Origin of the sequence: Couchioplanes caeruleus, assembly GCF_023499255.1 — a bacterium.
In the GTDB taxonomy this organism is placed as follows: domain Bacteria; phylum Actinomycetota; class Actinomycetes; order Mycobacteriales; family Micromonosporaceae; genus Actinoplanes; species Actinoplanes caeruleus_A.
Window position 1 is genome coordinate 295,143 of the sequence record NZ_CP092183.1, and the last position, 17,892, is coordinate 313,034.

General features: G+C 71.9%; 22 protein-coding genes. 7 read left to right on the top strand and 15 right to left on the bottom strand.

The genetic code is table 11. The features are described 5' to 3' along the window. Positions 1 to 25: 25 nt before the first annotated feature. Positions 26 to 484, bottom strand: a complete 459-nt coding sequence (locus COUCH_RS01340) for an Lrp/AsnC family transcriptional regulator (protein WP_249610295.1) — start codon at positions 482 to 484, stop codon at positions 26 to 28. A gap of 68 nt (positions 485 to 552) precedes the next feature. On the opposite strand from COUCH_RS01340, the gene ddaH reads away from it, so the two are divergent. Beyond that, positions 553 to 1,380, top strand: a complete 828-nt coding sequence (ddaH, locus tag COUCH_RS01345) for a dimethylargininase (protein WP_249610296.1) — start codon at positions 553 to 555, stop codon at positions 1,378 to 1,380. A gap of 51 nt (positions 1,381 to 1,431) precedes the next feature. Further along, positions 1,432 to 2,001 (top strand): bacterial proteasome activator family protein, encoded by a 570-nt coding sequence (locus tag COUCH_RS01350; protein ID WP_249610297.1) that lies wholly within the window; start codon positions 1,432 to 1,434, stop codon positions 1,999 to 2,001. A 4-nt stretch (positions 2,002 to 2,005) separates the two neighbouring features. Here the strand turns inward: COUCH_RS01350 and COUCH_RS01355 are convergent, their stop codons facing one another. From COUCH_RS01355 to COUCH_RS01370, 4 genes are all read right to left on the bottom strand, one after another. Continuing rightward, complete coding sequence (locus COUCH_RS01355; RefSeq protein ID WP_249610298.1) at positions 2,006 to 2,815, bottom strand: HAD family hydrolase; 810 nt, start codon at positions 2,813 to 2,815, stop codon at positions 2,006 to 2,008. After that, positions 2,815 to 3,627: a Cof-type HAD-IIB family hydrolase gene (locus tag COUCH_RS01360; RefSeq protein ID WP_249610299.1), complete on the bottom strand. Its 813-nt coding sequence runs from the start codon at positions 3,625 to 3,627 to the stop codon at positions 2,815 to 2,817. The genes COUCH_RS01355 and COUCH_RS01360 overlap by 1 nt, the downstream gene beginning before the upstream one ends. 108 nt (positions 3,628 to 3,735) lie before the next feature. Continuing rightward, positions 3,736 to 4,998 carry a serine--tRNA ligase gene (gene serS / locus COUCH_RS01365; protein WP_249610300.1) on the bottom strand — a complete coding sequence of 421 codons (1,263 nt, stop codon included), beginning with the start codon at positions 4,996 to 4,998 and terminating at the stop codon, positions 3,736 to 3,738. 34 nt (positions 4,999 to 5,032) lie between these two features. Next, entirely contained in the window at positions 5,033 to 5,800 is a 768-nt protein-coding gene (locus tag COUCH_RS01370) for a hypothetical protein (RefSeq protein ID WP_249610301.1), read from the bottom strand. Between the two features lie 67 nt (positions 5,801 to 5,867). On the opposite strand from COUCH_RS01370, the gene COUCH_RS01375 reads away from it, so the two are divergent. From COUCH_RS01375 to COUCH_RS01385, 3 genes are all read left to right on the top strand, one after another. Further along, positions 5,868 to 6,296, top strand: a complete 429-nt coding sequence (locus COUCH_RS01375) for an OsmC family protein (protein WP_249610302.1) — start codon at positions 5,868 to 5,870, stop codon at positions 6,294 to 6,296. A 77-nt stretch (positions 6,297 to 6,373) separates the two neighbouring features. Next, complete coding sequence (locus COUCH_RS01380) at positions 6,374 to 6,736, top strand: metallopeptidase family protein (RefSeq protein ID WP_249610303.1); 363 nt, start codon at positions 6,374 to 6,376, stop codon at positions 6,734 to 6,736. A gap of 66 nt (positions 6,737 to 6,802) precedes the next feature. Next, positions 6,803 to 7,537 (top strand): AIM24 family protein, encoded by a 735-nt coding sequence (locus COUCH_RS01385; RefSeq protein ID WP_249610304.1) that lies wholly within the window; start codon positions 6,803 to 6,805, stop codon positions 7,535 to 7,537. Between the two features lie 117 nt (positions 7,538 to 7,654). Here the strand turns inward: COUCH_RS01385 and pheA are convergent, their stop codons facing one another. Further along, a complete protein-coding gene (gene pheA, locus COUCH_RS01390; RefSeq protein ID WP_249610305.1) occupies positions 7,655 to 8,611 on the bottom strand; it encodes a prephenate dehydratase in 957 nt (318 codons plus the stop codon). Between the two features lie 163 nt (positions 8,612 to 8,774). After that, entirely contained in the window at positions 8,775 to 9,029 is a 255-nt protein-coding gene (locus COUCH_RS01395) for a hypothetical protein (RefSeq protein WP_249610306.1), read from the bottom strand. On the opposite strand from COUCH_RS01395, the gene COUCH_RS01400 reads away from it, so the two are divergent. Continuing rightward, complete coding sequence (locus COUCH_RS01400) at positions 9,016 to 9,420, top strand: hypothetical protein (RefSeq protein WP_249610307.1); 405 nt, start codon at positions 9,016 to 9,018, stop codon at positions 9,418 to 9,420. The two genes, COUCH_RS01395 and COUCH_RS01400, sit on opposite strands and share 14 nt — an antisense overlap. A 51-nt stretch (positions 9,421 to 9,471) precedes the next feature. Here COUCH_RS01400 and COUCH_RS01405 read toward each other — a convergent pair whose 3' ends face one another. The 3 genes from COUCH_RS01405 to COUCH_RS01415 form a co-directional block, all read right to left on the bottom strand. Beyond that, entirely contained in the window at positions 9,472 to 9,861 is a 390-nt protein-coding gene (locus COUCH_RS01405; protein WP_249610308.1) for an ACT domain-containing protein, read from the bottom strand. A gap of 77 nt (positions 9,862 to 9,938) precedes the next feature. Further along, on the bottom strand, positions 9,939 to 10,409 hold the full coding sequence (locus COUCH_RS01410) for a hypothetical protein (protein WP_199513419.1): 471 nt from the start codon (positions 10,407 to 10,409) through the stop codon (positions 9,939 to 9,941). A 148-nt stretch (positions 10,410 to 10,557) separates the two neighbouring features. Continuing rightward, positions 10,558 to 11,298 (bottom strand): hypothetical protein, encoded by a 741-nt coding sequence (locus COUCH_RS01415; protein ID WP_430640953.1) that lies wholly within the window; start codon positions 11,296 to 11,298, stop codon positions 10,558 to 10,560. Between the two features lie 327 nt (positions 11,299 to 11,625). Between COUCH_RS01415 and COUCH_RS01420 the strand changes: the two genes are divergently transcribed. Further along, complete coding sequence (locus COUCH_RS01420) at positions 11,626 to 12,852, top strand: arginine deiminase (RefSeq protein WP_249610310.1); 1,227 nt, start codon at positions 11,626 to 11,628, stop codon at positions 12,850 to 12,852. Between the two features lie 297 nt (positions 12,853 to 13,149). Here COUCH_RS01420 and COUCH_RS01425 read toward each other — a convergent pair whose 3' ends face one another. The 5 genes from COUCH_RS01425 to COUCH_RS01445 all read right to left on the bottom strand — a co-directional run bounded on the left by COUCH_RS01425 (position 13,150) and on the right by COUCH_RS01445 (position 17,753). Next, the gene (locus COUCH_RS01425) at positions 13,150 to 14,037 is read right to left on the bottom strand and encodes a DUF5926 family protein (RefSeq protein WP_249610311.1); all 888 of its coding nucleotides are present in this window, start codon (positions 14,035 to 14,037) and stop codon (positions 13,150 to 13,152) included. A gap of 65 nt (positions 14,038 to 14,102) precedes the next feature. Beyond that, positions 14,103 to 15,323, bottom strand: coding sequence for a sensor histidine kinase (locus COUCH_RS01430; protein ID WP_249610312.1), 1,221 nt, complete (start codon positions 15,321 to 15,323; stop codon positions 14,103 to 14,105). An 85-nt stretch (positions 15,324 to 15,408) separates the two neighbouring features. Then, positions 15,409 to 16,212, bottom strand: coding sequence for a glycerophosphodiester phosphodiesterase (locus tag COUCH_RS01435; protein WP_249610313.1), 804 nt, complete (start codon positions 16,210 to 16,212; stop codon positions 15,409 to 15,411). Further along, positions 16,209 to 16,544, bottom strand: a complete 336-nt coding sequence (locus COUCH_RS01440; protein ID WP_249610314.1) for a rhodanese-like domain-containing protein — start codon at positions 16,542 to 16,544, stop codon at positions 16,209 to 16,211. The genes COUCH_RS01435 and COUCH_RS01440 overlap by 4 nt, the downstream gene beginning before the upstream one ends. 15 nt (positions 16,545 to 16,559) lie before the next feature. After that, positions 16,560 to 17,753 carry an LCP family protein gene (locus COUCH_RS01445; protein WP_249610315.1) on the bottom strand — a complete coding sequence of 398 codons (1,194 nt, stop codon included), beginning with the start codon at positions 17,751 to 17,753 and terminating at the stop codon, positions 16,560 to 16,562. Positions 17,754 to 17,892 lie beyond the last annotated feature (139 nt).

Here is a 17,892-nt window from a genome sequence, read left to right on the forward strand (position 1 = left end):
GCCGGGTTCCCCGAACTGCAGAGGATCAGCTCGGCGCGGGCACCGGGGTGGGCGTCTCGACCAGCCGGGACAGCACCACCATGCTGCGCGTCGACGTCACGAACGGCTCCGCGCGCAGTCGCTCGAGGGCCTGCTCGAGATGTCCGATGTCCGCCGCGCGCAGGTGCACGAGGGCGTCGGCCTCGCCGGAAACCGTGTAGGCACCGACCACCTCGGGATGCCGGCGCGTCGCCACGGTGATCTGCGCCGGGGTCGTGCGGCCCGTGCAGAACAGCTCGACGAACGCCTCGGTCGTCCATCCCACCGCCGCGGGCTCGATGACGGTCGTGAATCCCTTGATGACCCCTTCGGCGCGGAGCCGGTCGACCCGTCGCTTCACCGCCGGCGCGGACAGGGAGACCTTCGCGCCGATGTCCGCGTACGACGAGCGCGCGTCGGCCACGAGCAACGCAATGATTCGCTGATCCACCGCGTCCATGCGCAACGATTAGCCTCTCGCGGACAAGGGATTGAGCTGTTTCCTGCGTGCCAGCGTACCTACGCTTTACCTCTATGAGCCACACGGAACGCTTGCCGCGAATCAGGACATACCTCATGTGTCCGCCTGAGCACTTCACGGTCGAGTACGCCATCAACCCGTGGATGGACACCACCGTCCCGGTCGACCCGGCCCTCGCGCTCAAGCAGTGGCAACTGCTCCGGGACACCCTGACGGATCTCGGCCACACCGTCCACGTCCTGGAGGCGCGCCCCGAGCTTCCCGACATGGTGTACGCCGCGAACGGCGCGTTCTCGGTCGACGGCAAGGTGTACGGGGCTCGTTTCGCGTACCCGCAGCGTGCCGCCGAGGCCGCGGCCCACCGCCACTTCTACGTCTCCGGCTCGTGGGAGTTCACCGACCCCGAACACGTCAACGAGGGCGAGGGCGACTTCGCGTACCTGCCCGACGCGTACGGCGGCCTGATCCTCGCCGGGTACGGCTTCCGCACCGAGCCGGTCGCGCACACCGAGGCGCAGGAGGTGCTCGGCCGTCCGGTGATCTCCCTGCAGCTCGTGGACCCGGCGTACTACCACCTCGACACGGCGCTCGCGGCGCTCGACGACCGCAACGTCACGTACTTCCCGGAGGCCTTCTCCCCCGCGTCGCAGCGCGTCCTGGCCCAGCTCTTCCCGGAGGCGGTCATCGCCGACCGGGCCGACGCGGAGGCCTTCGGCCTGAACCTGGTCAGCGACGGCCGCCATGTGGTGCTCAACACGGAGGCCACCGCGATGGGCGAGAAGGTACGCGCGGCCGGCTACACCCCGGTGCACGTCGAGCTGGGCGAACTCAAGCGCGGCGGCGGCAGCGTGAAGTGCGCGGTCGCCGAACTCCGCCCCTGACACAGGGGGCCTGGGAAGGCAGCGTGGACCATGCGAGGGAAGATGGTTCGCATGACCGACGAGACCCGTACCGCAGACAACCAGGACGACGGCTCCGTCATCGTCGTGGGCCCGGACGGCCGCCCCATGGGCACGGTGGAGGCCGACGGCACGATGAAGGCCGAGGAGCCCGGCAATCTCATCGAACAGCCCGCGAAGGTCATGCGGATCGGCAGCATGATCAAGCAGTTGCTCGAGGAGGTCCGCGCGGCGCCGCTGGACGAGGCGAGCCGGGGCCGGCTGCGGGAGATCCACCAGCGTTCGATCAAGGAGCTGGAGGACGGCCTCGCGCCCGAGCTGCAGGAGGAGCTGGAGCGGCTGTCGCTGCCGTTCGACTCCGAGACACCGCCGAGCGAGGCGGAGCTGCGCATCGCCCAGGCCCAGCTGGTCGGCTGGCTGGAGGGGCTGTTCCACGGCATCCAGGCGGCGCTGGTCGCGCAGCAGATGGCGGCGCGACTGCAGCTGGAGCAGATGCGCGGCGGCCAGGGACGCCCGGCGCTGCCGATGGGGCCGAACGGGATCATCCCGGGGATGCCGGGGCAGGGTGGCGACGGCAGCGGCCGCACGGGCCAGTACCTGTGAGGCGCTAGAGCTCGAACAGCTTCTCCAGGTAGACGGCGACCCCGTCCTCGTCGTTGGTGAGCGCCACCTCGTCGGCGACCTCCTTCACGGCGGGGTGGGCGTTGCCCATCGCCACGGAACGGCCTGCCCACGCCAGCAGGGGCAGGTCGTTCGGCATGTCCCCGAACGCCACGACCTCGCCGGCCTCGATGCCCTCGCGCTCGCAGAGCCAGGCCAGGCCGGCCGCCTTGGTCACCCCGGCGGCCGAGATCTCCACCAGCGCCGACGAGGACGAGTGGGTGGCGGTCGCCAGGTCGCCGAGGGTACGGCTGACCAGCTCCGCGAACTCGTCCGGCTCGTGCCGCGCCGACCGGGCCAGCAGCTTCACCGCCGGTACGCTCGTCAGCTCCTCCGGCGTGGAGAGCGCCCGTACGGTGTGGTGCTCCCCGTCCCAGTGCAGCGGCCACTTCTCCTCGTACCAGAAGCTTCTGCCGTCATCGACCTCGACGGCAAGGGTGACGTCGGGCACGGCCTCGCGCAGCCGCTCGGTGACGTCGAGCAGCAGCTCGGTGGTGAGCGGGGCGGCCCGCAGGATCTCGTCGGTATCAGGGTCGTAGACCACGGCGCCGTTGGCGCAGACGGCGGGCAGCGGCTCGGCCATCTGGTCGTAGAGCTGGCGCAGCCAGCGCACCGGCCGGCCGGTGACCAGCACGGTGGGGATGCCGCCCTGCTGGAGGCGGTCGAGGGTCTCGATGGTACGAGGGCTGAGCGAACCGTCGCCGCGGATCAGCGTGCCGTCGATGTCGGAGGCGACGAGGCGGAATGGCGCATGCATCACCTCGACAGTAGCCGGTCGAGGAACACGGCCACGCCGTCCTCGTCGTTGGTCAGCGTGACCTCGTCGGCGACCGCGAGCAGCTCCGCGTGTGCGTTGCCCACGGCCACCCGTCCCCAGCCGGCCCAGGCGAACATCGGCAGGTCGTTGGGCATGTCGCCGAAGACGAGCACGTCCGCGGGGTCGACGCCGACGGCCTGCGCGACCACGGCCAGGCCGGTGCCCTTGTCGACGTCCGGCGGGCAGATCTCGACGTAGTTCAGGCCGGCCTGGGTGACCGATGCCACGTGCGCCGGTACGACCCGGCGGGCGGCCGCGAGCAGGTCGTCGACATCGCGGTCGAAGGAGCGGGCGAACGCCTTGATGACGTCGCCGGTCAGGCACTCCGCCCGGGCACGCCGCTCCAGGGTCACCGGGTAGCGCCAGGTCGGGTCGTAGTCGCCCCACAGCGGGGAGTCCTCGTGCTCGAGCGCCTCGACCATGACGGAGAGGGGGCCGACCTCGGCCTCGAGGTTCTCCAGTGCGATGCCCAGGTCCCGGCCGGGCAGCCGGGCGCTGCGCAGCACCTGCGACTCGTTCTGGTCGATCACCCAGCCGCCCTGGGCGAGCACGAGGAAGTCGGCGGCCCGGATGTCGTTGCGGGTGAGCTCGGTCAGCCGTGGCCCCCGGCCGGTGGCGCCGACGATGCGGATGCCGGCGGCGCGGACCCGGTCCAGCACCGCGTGGGTGTAGTCGGACACCGTGTCATCGCTGCGGACCAGCGTGCCGTCGAGGTCGGTCGCGATGAGCTTCGGCAGACCGGGCTTCGCCATGGGAACCTCCGTGGGTCACGAGACCCCCGCGGAGGGCGGAAGGAAAACGTTACACCGGCCCGGCGACCAGCGGCTATGACTTCTGGTAGCCGGGCGGTGTATTCACCGTTAGCGAACAGGTTCGAGAATGTCGCGGCCGCCGAGGTACGGCTGGAGCGCCTTCGGTACGCGCACCGAGCCGTCCGGCTGCTGATGGTTCTCCAGGATCGGGATCAGCCAGCGGGTCGTCGCGAGCGTGCCGTTGAGCGTCGCCGCGGTCTGGGCCTTGCCGTCGGCGTCCCGGTAGCGGATGTTGAGCCGCCGCGCCTGGAACGTGGTGCAGTTCGACGTCGAGGTCACCTCGCGGTAGCGGCCCTGCGACGGCACCCACGCCTCGCAGTCGTACTTGCGGACCGCGCTGGAGCCGAGGTCGCCGGCCGCCACGTCGATCACCCGGTACGGCACCTCGACCTTGGCGAGCATCTCCTCCTCCATGGCGAGCAGCCGCTGGTGCTCGGACTGCGCCTCCTCGGGCCTGCAGAAGGAGAACATCTCGACCTTGTCGAACTGGTGCACGCGCAGGATGCCGCGGACGTCCTTGCCGTGCGAGCCGGCCTCCCGGCGGAAGCACGACGACCATCCGGCGAACCGTTCCGGGCCGCCCTCCAGGTCGATGATCTCGTTCGAGTGGTACGCCGCCAGCGGCACCTCCGACGTGCCCACGAGGTAGAGGTCGTCGGCCTCGAGCCGGTACACCTCGCTCGCGTGCGAGCCGAGGAACCCGGTGCCCTCCATCGCCTCGGGGCGGACCAGCGACGGCGTGATCGACGGCGTGAAGCCGCGCTCGACCGCCTGGGCGATGGCCATCTGCAGCATGCCCAGCTGCAGCAGCGCGCCGACGCCGGTGAGGAAGTAGAACCGTGACCCCGAGACCTTCGCGCCGCGCTCGGTGTCGATCGCGCCGAGCGCCTCACCGATCTCGAGGTGGTCCCGCGGCTTGTCGATGGCGGGACGTTCACCGACCTCGCGGAGCACGACGAAGTCGTCCTCGCCGCCGGGCGGCACGCCGTCCTCCACCAGGTTGGGAATGGCCAGGTGGGCCCGGCGCAGCGTCTCGTCGGCCGTGCCCGCCGCGGCCTCGGCGGCCTTGACCTCGGCCGCGAGCTCCTTGGTGCGGGCCAGCAGCGCCGCCCGTTCGTCGCCCGAGGCCTTCGCGACCTGCTTGCCGAGGGACTTCTGCTCCGCCCGTACGGCCTCGAAGCGCTGGGTGGCCGATCGGCGCTGCTCGTCGGCGCGCAGCAGCTCGTCCACCTTGTCGGCGGACTCGCCGCGCAGCCGCTGGCTGGCACGGAACAGCTCGGGGTCCTCGCGGAGCAGACGCAGGTCAATCACGATTGATGAGCCTACCGGCGGCGCTGTCCGATCTTCACCCGGATATGCCGGGGTCCGCCTTGTCGCGGCTGTCGTCCGAGGCGGTCCACGGCTTGACCGGCGCGACGGTCAGGTCGAACGGCGCGTCCGGGGTCTCGTCCTCGGCGGGCGGGCGCCGCCACGACCACACCGGCTCCGCGGGCTCCCCGGCCGCGCCGGCTGCCGGCGCCTCCCCCGGGGCGGCAGCGGGCGCCGGAAGCCCACGCCCGGCCAGCCACGCCGCGAGCGTGACCAGCGCGACGCCGACCCCCGCGCACCACACTCCCCGCCCCACCGACACCTGCATCTGGTCGTCGTCCAGGGTCATCGCGTCGATCTGCCCGACGATCCGGCTGGTCTCCCCCAGGTACGACCACAGCGTCACCACCACGGCCAGCAGCAGCCCGCCGGCGCTCAGCGCGGTCAGACGCGCGTACGCCCGGCCCGCGGCGGGGCCGAAGAGCGTGAGCACGGTCGCGGCCACCAGCAGGAACAGCCCGGCCAGGTAACCGCCGCCCCAGCCGCCGAGATCGGCGATCGTGGTCGTGAACGGTCGCTCGCCGGTGTCGGCCCCGCGCAGGATCGTCGCGTCGATGGCGGTGATCTGCCACTCCGAGATCAGCGAGCCGAAGAGCGCGAGCGCACCGAGTGCCGCGGCGACCGGCACGAGCCGGCGGTCCCGGAGGGTCCCGGCGAGGAAACCGCCGATGCCGGTGCGGCGGCGCGGCGGCCCGTCGTCGCCGGCGGGGCCGAACTCGACCACGGCTTCCTGGCTCTGCGACATGCCACCCATCATGTCCCGCGGGCCGTCCGCCGACCAGCGACGCGAGACATGGACTAGCGTCGTCGGTATGCCTATTCGCACTGCTTCCGCCCGCTGGTCGGGCAACCTCACCGAGGGCTCCGGAACCGTCAAGACCGGAAAGGGCGGGTACGAGGGGAACTACTCCTTCAAGTCCCGCTTCGAGGAGGGCGAGGGGACCAACCCCGAGGAGCTGATCGCCGCCGCGCACGCCGGCTGCTTCTCGATGGCGTTCTCGAAGGCTCTTGCGGACGCCGGTTTCACCCCCACCTCCGTCGACACCACCGCCAAGGTGCACCTCGACAAGACCGACGCCGGCTTCGGCGTCACCCGCATCGAGCTGGAGACCGTCGGCGACGTGCCGAACGTCGACCCCGACACGTTCCAGAAGCTCGCCGAGGGCGCGAAGGAGAACTGCCCGATCTCGCGGCTGCTCTCCCCCGGCGCCGAGATCACCCTCAGCGCCACCCTGGCCTGACGCACGCGCGTACTCCGCCCGCCTTCCGGGCGGGCGGAGCCCGCGCGGGCACCGCGGGCCGCCCGCGATGGAGCACAATGGGCGGCGTGCCGGTCGAGATGAGCCGTGAACGCTTCGAGGAACTGGTCGGCGAGGCCCTCGACGAGGTGCCGGCCGAGCTGCTCAGGACGATGAACAACGTGGTGATCCTGGTCGAGGACCTGCCGCCCGACGGCAGCATGGACCTGCTCGGGCTCTACCAGGGCATCGACCTCACCCGGCGCGGCTGGGACTACGCCGGCGTGCTGCCCGACACGATCACGATCTATCGCCTGCCGACGCTGAACGTCTGCGAGACGGAGACCGACGTCATCGACGAGGTCGCCATCACGGTGGTGCACGAGATCGCCCACCACTTCGGCATCGACGACCACCGGCTGCACGAATTGGGATGGGGCTGAACGTCCGAGCCCCCGCCGTTGCTCTCCGGCCCTACCCTGGTACTCCACGCTTACAGGAGGACCTTCATGCGCAGCGAACTGTTCTCGGCGGAGAACCTCGAGAAGGAGTCGGCCCAGCCCGGTCTCCGGCTGCAGAATTCGAAACTGCTCAAGGCGGAGCTGAACGGCGAGTTCATGGCCCGGGTCGGCTCGATGGTCGCGTACCAGGGGCAGGTGCAGTTCGAGGCGCTGGGCTCGGGCGGCATCGGCAAGTTCCTCAAGCAGAAGCTCACCGGCGAGGGCGTACCGCTGATGCGGGTGTCCGGCCGCGGTGACGTCTTCCTCGCCGAGCGCGCCGCCGACATCCACCTGATCGACCTCGAGCCCGGCGACGCCCTGTCGATCAACGGCGCGAACGTGCTGGCCTTCGACTCGTCGCTCACCTACGACATCAAGATGGTGCAGGGCGCCGGCATGATGTCCAACGCGGGCCTGTTCAATTGCGTCTTCTCCGGCCACGGCCGGATCGCGGTGACGACGAAGGGCACGCCGGTCGTGCTCACCGTCGACCAGCCCACCTACGTGGACCCGCAGGCGGCGATCTGCTGGTCGGCCGGCCTGCAGACCGGCTACCACCGCGCCGAGCAGCTCGGCCTGGGCACGCTGCTGGGCCGCACCACCGGCGAGCGCTTCACGATGAGCTTCGCCGGCCAGGGCTTCGTGGTCGTGCAGCCGTCGGAGGAGCCGCCGGGCGGCCTCGCCGGCGCCGCGCAGGGCCAGCAGCAGCAGGGCGGCATCCTCGGCAACCTGCTGGGCGGCTGAATCCAGATCAAGAGCTTGATGTCGTAGCTCGGTGGGTGGTGCGGACCGTCGCTCCCGCCGAGGCCGGGCCGGGGCCCAGCATTCGCTGGCCCTGGCCCTTCATTCTGCGTGAGTGGCTCAGGAAGGCTCGCCGGCCCGCAGCCGGGCCAGCCACGCCGAGCTGTCCGCGAAGTCCGCATTGGTCAGTCCCGGCTGCGTGGGCAGCGGCTCCTCCTGCGCCTGCCTCGACCAGCGGTGCCGCGGGTACGACCCCAGGAAGCGCACCTCCGCGCAGATGCGGCGCAGGCCCTGCAGCGCCTCGCCCAGCCGTGGCTCCGCGACGTGGCCGGTGCAGTCGAGGAAGAAGACGTACACGCCGAGCTGCTCGCCGGTCGGCCGGGACTCGATGCGGGACAGGTTGATGCCCCGGACCGCCAGCTCGGTGAGCACCGACAGCAGCGCGCCCACCCGGTCGTGCGCGATCATCACGGCCAGCGACGTCACGTCGTCCCCGGTCGGCGGCGCGGGCGCGGCCGGGCGGGACAGCAGCGCGAAGCGGGTCACCGCGTCGGCGTGGTCGGCGATCTTCTCGGCCAGCACGGTCAGGTTGTTGCGCGGAATCCCGATCGGTGCGCAGATCGCCGCGTCGTACTCCCCCGCCGCGGCGGCCGCGGCGGAGGCGGCGTTGGACAGCATGTCGACGACCACCGCGTCGGGCAGGTTGGCGCGCAGCCAGTTGCGGCACTGCGCGGAGGCCTGCGGGTGCGCGGCGACCGTACGGATGGCCGCGAGCGGCGTCAGCGAGGCCGATCCGAGCACGAACTCGACCGGCAGCACCACCTCGCGGGTGATGACCAGGGGGCTGCCCGTGCCGAGCTCGTCCAGCGTGACCGGCACGGCCCCGCCGACCGAATTCTCGAGCGGCACCAGAGCGGCGTCGGCCTCCCCGGTGCGTACGGCCTCCAGCGCCTCGGGGACGCTGCGGGCCGGGGTACGGATCCCCCGTTCGGCCGCGGGGATCGTCCGCAGCGCCTGCTCGGTGAAGGTCCCCTCGGGACCGAGGTAGACGAATCGGGTCGGTGGGGTGCCGGGCATGCCACCACCCTATGGCGAACCGTCCCCCAGCCGCCGCACGCGGCCACCGCGCCGCTCGGCCTCATCCGCCCGCAGGCGCACGGCACCGCTCGCCTCAGCGGCCCGCAGGCGCCCACCGCGCCGCTCGCCTCACCCGCCCGCAGGCGCGCCGCGCCGCTCCGCCTCAGGCGCCGCAGGCGCGCACCCGGATGCCCGCGGGAGCGTCGTTCTGCACCTGCTGGCTGCATACGTCGGTGCCGGCCTCGACGAGCCGGAGCGCCGACGGCGTGCCGGTGGACACGACGAACAGCGGCTCGTACTTCTGCTCGGAATGCCGGGCCACGATCTCGATGGTCGAAATTTGCCACGTACCCGAGCAAAAAGGTCCGTCGATGACCTTCAGCTCCCGGTCCGGGATGCCGGGCGTGCCCTTCACCACGGCGATCACCTGCGCGGCGCTCGGACCGGCGGTGCACTTCGGCGCCCCCGGCGGCCCGGACGTCCGCGGCGTCGTGGTCGCCGGCGTGGCACCCCTGGTCGCCGGCGGCGTAAAAGGCGTGTACGGCGTGTACGGCGTGTACGCCGGCGGCACCCCACCGGTGGGCAGCCCCGCCGTGGGCAGCCCCGTCGTCGGCACGGTGGGCACCACACCCGGCGCGTACGCCGAAGCCGACGCCGCGGCGCTGGAGCTGCCGGTCGGCTCGGGCGGGGAGCTGGACGGCGGCGCGGGCGGCTCACCGCACGCGGCGAGCGCCGTCATCACAGCCACGAACGGCAGCAGCCGCCGGGCGGCCCGGCGTCGAACATCCCGCAGCACGCGCTCATGGTAGGTCGTCCGGGGCCCGGACAAAGGTCTCGATCCGGTCGCGGTGCGCGGACCGTCAGACTGTGATGCGGTGACCCACGGCTGAGAGCGTGTCGATCGCCTCGCTGAGCCGCACCCGCGGCACCAGCAGATAGTCCGTGTCGTACGTCGAGAAGGCGATGATGTTGACCCGGGCGTCGGCCAGCGGGGTCACGAGCGAGGCGAGAACTCCGGTCAGCGCCAGGTCGAGCGGGCCCACCACGCGCAGGCACCGCCAGGCCGCCTCCACCGTGGCGCCGTCGGGCACCCGGTCGCTCGGGCAGATGATCGACATCTCGTCCGGCGCCCAGGTCACCGAGATGACGCTCTTGTCGTCCGGACCGTTGCTCAGGGAGGCGGGCAGGGGGGAACCGGCGGGCAGCCGGCACACCGCGTACTCCTCCGGGAGCAGGTCGAGATCGAGCATGAGGGAAGACTACGGTCCGAACCCCCGTCACCCCAATGGGTGATGGGTGCGGTGATCACCACATGGGTGACCGCGGGTCAGTACCGGATAGCGGAGAAGAACGTCAGCGAGGCGACGACCCGGCCGGTCTCGGAGATCGGCGTGGCGATCGCGTCGACGGTGACGTGCCGTTTCCCCTTGGGCGGCTGGATGCGCATCAGGCCCCTCGCGAGCCGCTCCGAGGTCAGCGCCAGCAGCGGCGGGATCTTCTCGATCTCCTGCTCGCTGAGGTCGCCCCCGCCCGCCGTGAAGTCGATGAGGCGCAGCGCCCCGTCGCCGCCGAGCAGGGGGCGGCCGACGACCTCGGCGCCCTTGGCCAGGCCGAGCAGGTCGCTGGCGGACGGCGACACGGCGACGATGGTGGAACTCACGTCGAGCACCAGGCACGGCTCGACGGCCTGCCAGACCGTCGCGGCCCACCGGTCGATGTTCGAGACGAACTCGGATTCGACCGGCGTACGCGCCTGCGGCACGAACGCTCCCGAGAGTGAGAGCTCGACGTGCGCCACCCGCACCTCCCTGATCTGCGTGCCGTCCGGCGGACCCGACTCCGGCCGGACCGCGAGGGCTCGAGACTCCAACGGTCTCACACCTCGAGTGTCCGGCCGGCGTCGCTCGCGTCAAGCCTCGACGGCGAGCGGTGCACTGCAGGGAACGTTACCGGCGGGTTGCCCGCTTGTCAGCGGCCGTTTGGCTGCCCGGGTACCAGCGGTAGTCGCCGGCCGGCCGGTACGGCGCGTTGGCCCAGGTGGCGGGGTGTTGTGCCACGGCTGACAGTTTGCTGGCGGTGGCCGGCGAGATGCGGGCGCCGCCGGCGATGAGCAGCCGGTCGAGCTCCTTGTGGGTGGCCACCAGGCAGTCCTTCGGCAGGCCGTGCACGCTGATCACACCGGAGCCCACGAAGGCCAGCACGGGCGTGACCGGCACGGTGATGCCCACGGCGGAGCTCATCGCCCGGCCGGCGCGCTTGGCGTCACGGCGGGCCTCGGACACGTACGCCGGGCGCTTGCCGTTGATCTGCACCACGTCACCGGCGATCAGCACGCGGGCGCGGCCGTGGTCGGCGACGGTGACGGCGTACACGCCGCCGGGGCCGATCGCCAGGAAGCCGGCGCGGTTGTCGCTGGGGTCGTACTCGTACGTCTGCGAGTCGGTGCGCGGCCAGTCGACGATGTGCCACGCGGGGCCCAGGCGGTCGAGGCGGGTCAGCGCGCGGGCGCCGGCGGCCTCGAGGCGGCGTGCGTCACGTTCGGCGCGGCGGCGGCGGGCCCACTCGACGGGGCTGGGCCGCACCGGCTCCAACGCCGCGGGCGGTGCGTCGCGACGGGGTTCCAGAGCGGGGGGATAGCTGCGGTGCGGAGCGGGAAGGGCGGGTGGGCGGGCGGGGAAGACAGTCACTGCGACCTCCGGCAAAAGGTCCATCGGGCTCTCTTTCCACTACGGTAAGTGTTGGACCCGGTACTCAAGCAACCCGTGGGACAGGAGAGAAAGCGGAATGAGTGGGGATGAATGCCGCATTCACGCACAAGCTCTTTTTCCGTATGGTGCATCACGCGACCTAGGGCTCCCCTGCGATCCGAAACGTCCTCCGTCAAGTTAGCCGACCCTTAGCAGGTCTGCATCCGTCTCCCGGATCTTGGCGCTATGTCACAGGACGGATGCGGACAGTGGAGACAAAATCGGCTCACCGCGCTGGATCCGGCCGCAGGATCTAGGCTCGACGGCGTGGCCCCATACGTCGACAGCGAGGTCGGCCGCCTCGCCACCGTGATCCTGCACCGGCCCGGCGCCGAGCTGGCCCGGCTCACCCCGCGCAACAACGACTCCCTGCTCTTCGACGGCATCCCCTGGGTCGGCCGGGCGCAGGAGGAGCACGACCGGTTCGCCCAGGCCCTGCGCGACCGCGGGGTGGAGGTCCTCTACCTGGGCGGGCTGCTGGAGGAGACGCTGGCCGTGGCCGAGGCCCGGGCCGAACTCACCCGCAGCGTCCTCGAGTCGACCCGGCTGGGCGACACCCTGCGCGAGCGCGTCGCCGCCCACCTGGCCGACCTCGGCCCGCGCGACCTGGCCCACGTGCTCATGGCCGGCCTGGCGCACGAGGAGGTCAAGCCGGGCCCCGGCCGGACCGGCGGCCTGGTGTACGAGCTGATGGACCGGCACGACTTCGTCATCGACCCGCTGCCGAACCTGCTGTTCACCCGCGACTCGTCGGTGTGGGTACGCGACAAGGTGGCGGTCACCAGCCTCGCGATGCCCGCGCGCAACCGCGAGACCACGCTGACCCGGGCGATCTACACGCACCACCCCCGGTTCGCCGGCACCGAGCTGCTCTACACGCCCGGCCTCGAGCACGTGGAGGGCGGCGACGTGCTGCTGCTCGCCCCGGACGTGCTCGCGATCGGCGTGGGGGAGCGCACCACGCCCGCGGGCGCCGAGCGGCTGGCCCGCCGGGTCTTCGCGGCCGGCCTGGCCGAGACGATCCTGGTGGTGCCGATCGCGCAGGAGCGCGCCACGATGCACCTCGACACCGTCTGCACGATGGTCGACGTCGACGCCGTGGTGATGTATCCGAACGTCGCCGACGCGCTGCGGGCGTACCCGGTGACCAGGGGTTTCGATGGTGAACCCGTCGTCGGGGAGGGCCGGCCGTTCCTGGTCGCCGCGGCGGAGGCGATGGGCATCGACCGGCTGCGCATCATCGACACCGGCCTGGACCCGGTGACCGCCGAGCGGGAGCAGTGGGACGACGGCAACAACACGCTCGCGCTGGCCCCGCGGCTGTGCGTGGCGTACGAGCGCAACGTCGAGACCAACGCGCAGCTGGAACGCGCCGGCATCGAGGTCATCGCGATCAGCGGCTCCGAGCTCGGCTCCGGCCGCGGCGGCCCGCGCTGCATGTCCTGCCCGGTCGAGCGGGCGCCGCTCAGTCCCCCCGCACGTGCGGGGGGATGAGCGGCGGAACGGCCGCCGGACCGCCCGGCTCCTCCGTGGCGACCAGCAGATCCTCACGGAACGGCTGGCCGCCGACGGAACTGCCGACCGGCCCGGAGAAGCTCGCGCTCTGCACCGCCGAGACCCGCAGCGGCCCGGCGTGCGTACGCTCGCACCCACAGCCCCTGCTCCGGCGGGATGCTCAGGGTCAGTTCGCCGTCGCGCACCCGGTAGGTGGCCGCCGACGCCTCCCGCGGAGCAGCCACACGTCCCGGCCGAGGTCGCTCCCGCCGAACGAGTCCTCCATGGCCGCGGGCGTCAGCGCAGGGTGAGCTGGCGGCCGACGAGGCCCTGCTTCGCGCGCCGGGCGGCCCCGTCCAGCGGCGCCGTCTCGGCGAGGGTGTCGGCGTACCGCTTGGCGAAGTCGGCGAGCGGCGCCTCCCAGTCGCCGGCCTCCGGCTCGCCCGGGACGTCCCACACCGGGACGAGCAGCCCGTGGGCGCGGAACATGCCGGCGAACTTCGTGTCCTCGCCGAGCAGCAGGTCACCCGCGGCCGACAGGCGGGCCAGTGCGTCCAGCGCGGCGTCCTCCGGGTCGGGCAGGACCCAGCGCACGTGCGCCTTGTCCGGTACCCGGCACCAGTACGCCGCATGCGCCGCGGACATCCGTACGGTCGGGTAGATCGACGCGTTCGCCCGCTCGAGGGACGCCTTCACGTTGGCGTCCTCGGCCTGCTCGGCGTCGAGCCAGTACTCGAAGCCCTCGTGCATGCTGATGTCGAGCGGGCCGTCCTCGAGGATGTCCTGCAGGCGGGGACCCTCGCCGGGCAGCGCGGGAACCGCGACGGTGTCGCCCGGCTGGGTACGCAGCGCGCACAGGACGGCCTCCGCGACATCCCGGGACACGTCACCGGACTGCAGGTGGCGCTGGAGGCCGACGAAGACCCTCCCGTCCTGGCGGGTCATGGCCGGCCACGCCATCGGCAGCACGGTGGAGAGGGTGACCGGGCGGTCGCCGTACTCCTCGATGATCTCCGGCTTGAGGGTCAGCGGCGCGGAGGCGGCCGGGACGAGTTCGCGCAGCGCGATCCACTCGGTCTCGTCGGCCAGGCCCTCGAACGGCCGGGCGACGAAGACGTCACGCACCTTCTGGCGCTTGGGCGCCGCGTCGGCGGCGGCTCGGGGGTTCTTTCGACGCTTGCTCACGACGAACCACCCTAGGCGGTACCGGGCCGCCGCGGGTGACGCGGGCCACCGTGTCCGGGTGGGAGTCAGGCGCGGGGCAGGCTGACCTCGGCAACCGTGCCGCCGCCGTCGCGCGGGCGCAACGACACCCAGCCGCGCTGTCGTTCCACGATGCGGCGGACGAGGTACAGCCCGAGGCCGGCGCCCGGGTTGCGCCCGTCGGCGTCCGGGTCGCCCTGCCAGTAGCGCTCGAACGCCCGCTCGACGTGCTCCGGACCGACGCCGATGCCCCGGTCGGCGACCCGGAACGTGACCGTCGAGTCGTCGGCGGCCGCGGTCACGGTCACCTCGGTGTCGGGCGGCGAGTACTTGTCCGCGTTGGTGGCCAGCTCGGTGAGGATCGTGGCGAGCGACTCCCGGTCCCCGAAGGCCTTGGGCAGCTCGGCGGGCAGCTCCGCGACGAGCCGGGGGCGCAGGTCCGCCGGGAGCTCCGCCACCGCCGCCCGCAACGCGTCCACGAGGTCGAACGGGCCGGGCGGGGAGCCACCGGTCCCCCCGTCGTCGCTGGTGGCCGAGAGCAGCCGGTCGACCAGGCGGGCGAGCTCCCCGGCGCGGGCGCCGACGACGCGTACGGCCTCGCGACGCCCCTTTTCGCCGAGCGACTCCCAGTGGTTGGTCAGCGTGTCCGCGTACCCCTTGATGACCGTGACCGGCGTCCGCAGCTCGTGGCTGGTCACCGCCACGAACAGGTCGCGGTCCTCGTGCGTGCGTTTCCCGCCGGTCGCGGATTGCTGACCGCCGGCCGGGGTGAGCCAGGCGCCGGTCGCCTCCGGGCTGTCGCCGTGGACGGGCAGGCCGGCGCGGTCGCCGTACAGGTGGGCGGCGTGCGCGGCGAGGAGGTCGAGGACCGTGTGGTGCTCGGGGCCGGGCGCGTCGTCGGACTCGGCGTAGGCGACGTACAGGAAGCCGATCAGCACGTCGCCGACCGCGCAGCGCGTGATGAGCAGGTGGTCCGTGCCGGTGCCGTCGTCGGTCGGCTCGACGGGCAGGTAGACGGCGTGGTCGTCGGTCAGCCGGTCGTGGTCGACCCGGCGGCCCAGCGCGTGTTCGCAGACGCCGGCGCCCGCGATGATGCGGCCGTGCCCGGCGCCGCACTCGGCGAAACCGGCGCCGCTGCCGCCGAGCACCTCCAGCGCGAGCCGGACGAGGTGCTGCAGGGCGGCGAGGCCGGTCTCGCCCGTGTCGATCCGTCTCAGGAGCGCGAGCTGCCCCCGCGCCAGCGCGGTGTAGTCGGGTCCATCCGGCATGTCTGCGAGTGTGCCTCGCTTCCGGCGGTTTGGGCAGAGCGGAGAGTGTGGATCTTGTCGCTGATCGGGCTCGGAGTGTCCCGTGTCACACCGGTCGTGCGCTTTCCAGGCGTTCGATCACGAACCCCGGGCGGTCGGTGATGATGCCGTCCGCCCCGGCCGCGAGCACCATGTCGAGATCGCGCTCCTCGTTCACCGTCCAGACGTACGTCTGCAGCCCCGCCGCGCGCAGGGTCGGGATGAGGTTGCGGCGCGACCGGACCAGCCCGACGCCCGGCCCGGCGATGCGGGCGCCGAACGGCAGCCGCCCCCGGCTGACCCCCGGAGGCAGGATCTCCAGGAGGTAGACGGTGGGAATGCGGGGGGCTAGCGCGCGGATCCGGCGCAGGGCCAGCGCGGCGAAGGACATGACGGTCACCTGTACGGGCGAAGCCGGCGACTGTTCCAGCAGCCCGTGCCGGCGCAGCGTCTCCACCAGCTTGCGCTCCACCTCGGCGCCGTACCGCGACGGGTGTTTCGTCTCGATGAGCAGCCGGACCGGGAGGTTGCGCTCACACAGCGCCTCGAGCAGCCGGTCGAGGGTCAGCAGCCGGGTGTGCTCGACCAGCTCCTCCTCGGCGACGTCCGCCGCGGCGGCGTGCCAGGAGCCGAAGTCGAGCTCGTCCAGCTCGGCGAGGGTCTTCCTGCTCACCCGGCCGGTGCCGTTGCTCGTCCGGTTCAGCCGCCGGTCGTGGACGCAGACCAGATGCCCGTCACGGGTCAGCCGGACGTCGCATTCCACGCCGTCGGCGCCGTCGGCAAGTGCCCGAAGGTACGCGGCCAGCGTGTGCTCGGGCAGCGCGTCCGCGCCGCCGCGGTGTGCGAAGACCAGGGGACGCGGGGGTCTCACAGCACGCGGGCCGGCTGACCGTTCTCGCTGACGACCTCGCGGCCCTCGGCGGCCCAGGCCTGCATGCCGCCGTCGAGGTTGCGCACGTTGTCCCAGCCGTTGCCCATGAGGTAGGAGACGACCTGGCCGGAGCGGCCGCCGGAGCGGCACACCACGACGACCTCGGTGTCGGCGGGGATCTCCGCGATCCGGGCCGGCACCTCCATCATCGGGAGGTGGTGGGCGTGCGGGGCGTGACCCGCCTGCCACTCGTCGGGCTCGCGCACGTCGAGCAGATAGGCCGACGGCTCGACCTGCGCCGGGGTCACGCTGGGTACCTGAGGTCCGAACACGCCACCAGGGTAGAACTACTTCTCGTTGGCGACGACGTCCGGGTTGGCCAGGATGAACTGCGAGAGCTTGTCCTGCCGGACCGCCTTGTACATCTCCATGCTCTTCGGCGTGATCGTCTCGCGGCCGTTGCCGTTGCCGGCGAAGGTGCCGTTGTTGGTACGCAGCAGCACCATGTCGTTGGCTGCCACGCCCTTGAGCGCGAAGATGAAGTCGATGACCGGGACGTTGCCGGTGTCCAGCACGAACGCCTTGCCCGCCGCCTTGATGAGGCTGTTCACCTTGAGCGGGTTGGTCAGCACGCCGCTGCTCGCCGCCTTCTTGGCGATCGCCTTGATCAGCTGCTGCTGGTGGCGCTGGCGGTCGTAGTCGCCGTTCTTGAGGCCGTACCGCTGGCGGGCGTAGTCGAGGGCCTCCCAGCCCTCCATGTCCCGGCAGCCCTTCTTGTGCACGACCGGCTCGTGGGTGCCGGCGGTCTTGCGGGCCTCGGCCAGGTACATCGGCTTGCCGTTGACGATCTGCATGTGGTGCGACTTGACCTCCTGGTCGACGCACATGTGTACGCCGTTGAGAGCGTCGATCACGCTCTTGAAGCCGTTGAAGTCGATGATCGCCGCGCCGTCGAAGGTCATCCCGGTGTTGGTCTTGATCGTCTGCGCCATGAGCTGCGCGCCGCCCGCCCAGCCGCCGCCGTTCTGCGCGCCGTGGAAGAACACCTCGGTGGCCTTCGCCGTGCCGCCCGGGTACTTCGCCTTGGGGAACGCCGGGACCTGCATCTCGGTGTCCCGCGGGATCGACACCAGGTACGCCTGGTCGTGGCTGGCCGGGATGTGCAGCGCGATGATCGTGTCGGAGCGCAGGTCGTCGACCGCCCAGCGCTTCCGCGCGTCGACGCCCATCAGCAGGATGTCGATCGGCCCCTTGATGTCGCCGCCGCCCTCGGCGGTGCCCTTCTGGTTGCCGCCGAGCAGGTTGTCCTGGGTGACCGCGTCGGTGGCGTTGCTGACCAGCCACTTGGTGCCCGCGATGCCCGCGCCGCTGCCCATCATCAGCACCGCGCCGAAGACGACGGTGAGCTTGGCCCACATCGGGTCCTTGCGCTTCCTGCGCTTGGGCGGCGCCGCCGATGCGGACGGCCGGGTGCTGTGTGGGGGAGTGCGACTGCCGTCCCGCTCCGGCGACGAGGGACGCCGGGTGGTCTGGACGGTCATGTGCTCTCCCAAGCGCGCTAGGGGCCAACGGCGGATGTCACTGTACGTTCAACTTCGATCTCGTGCGAGGCCTTGAGAGTTTCAGGTCGGTGACACCCTGCGTTCATGCAAACGGCGCGGGTGGCGATTGCACCGACCC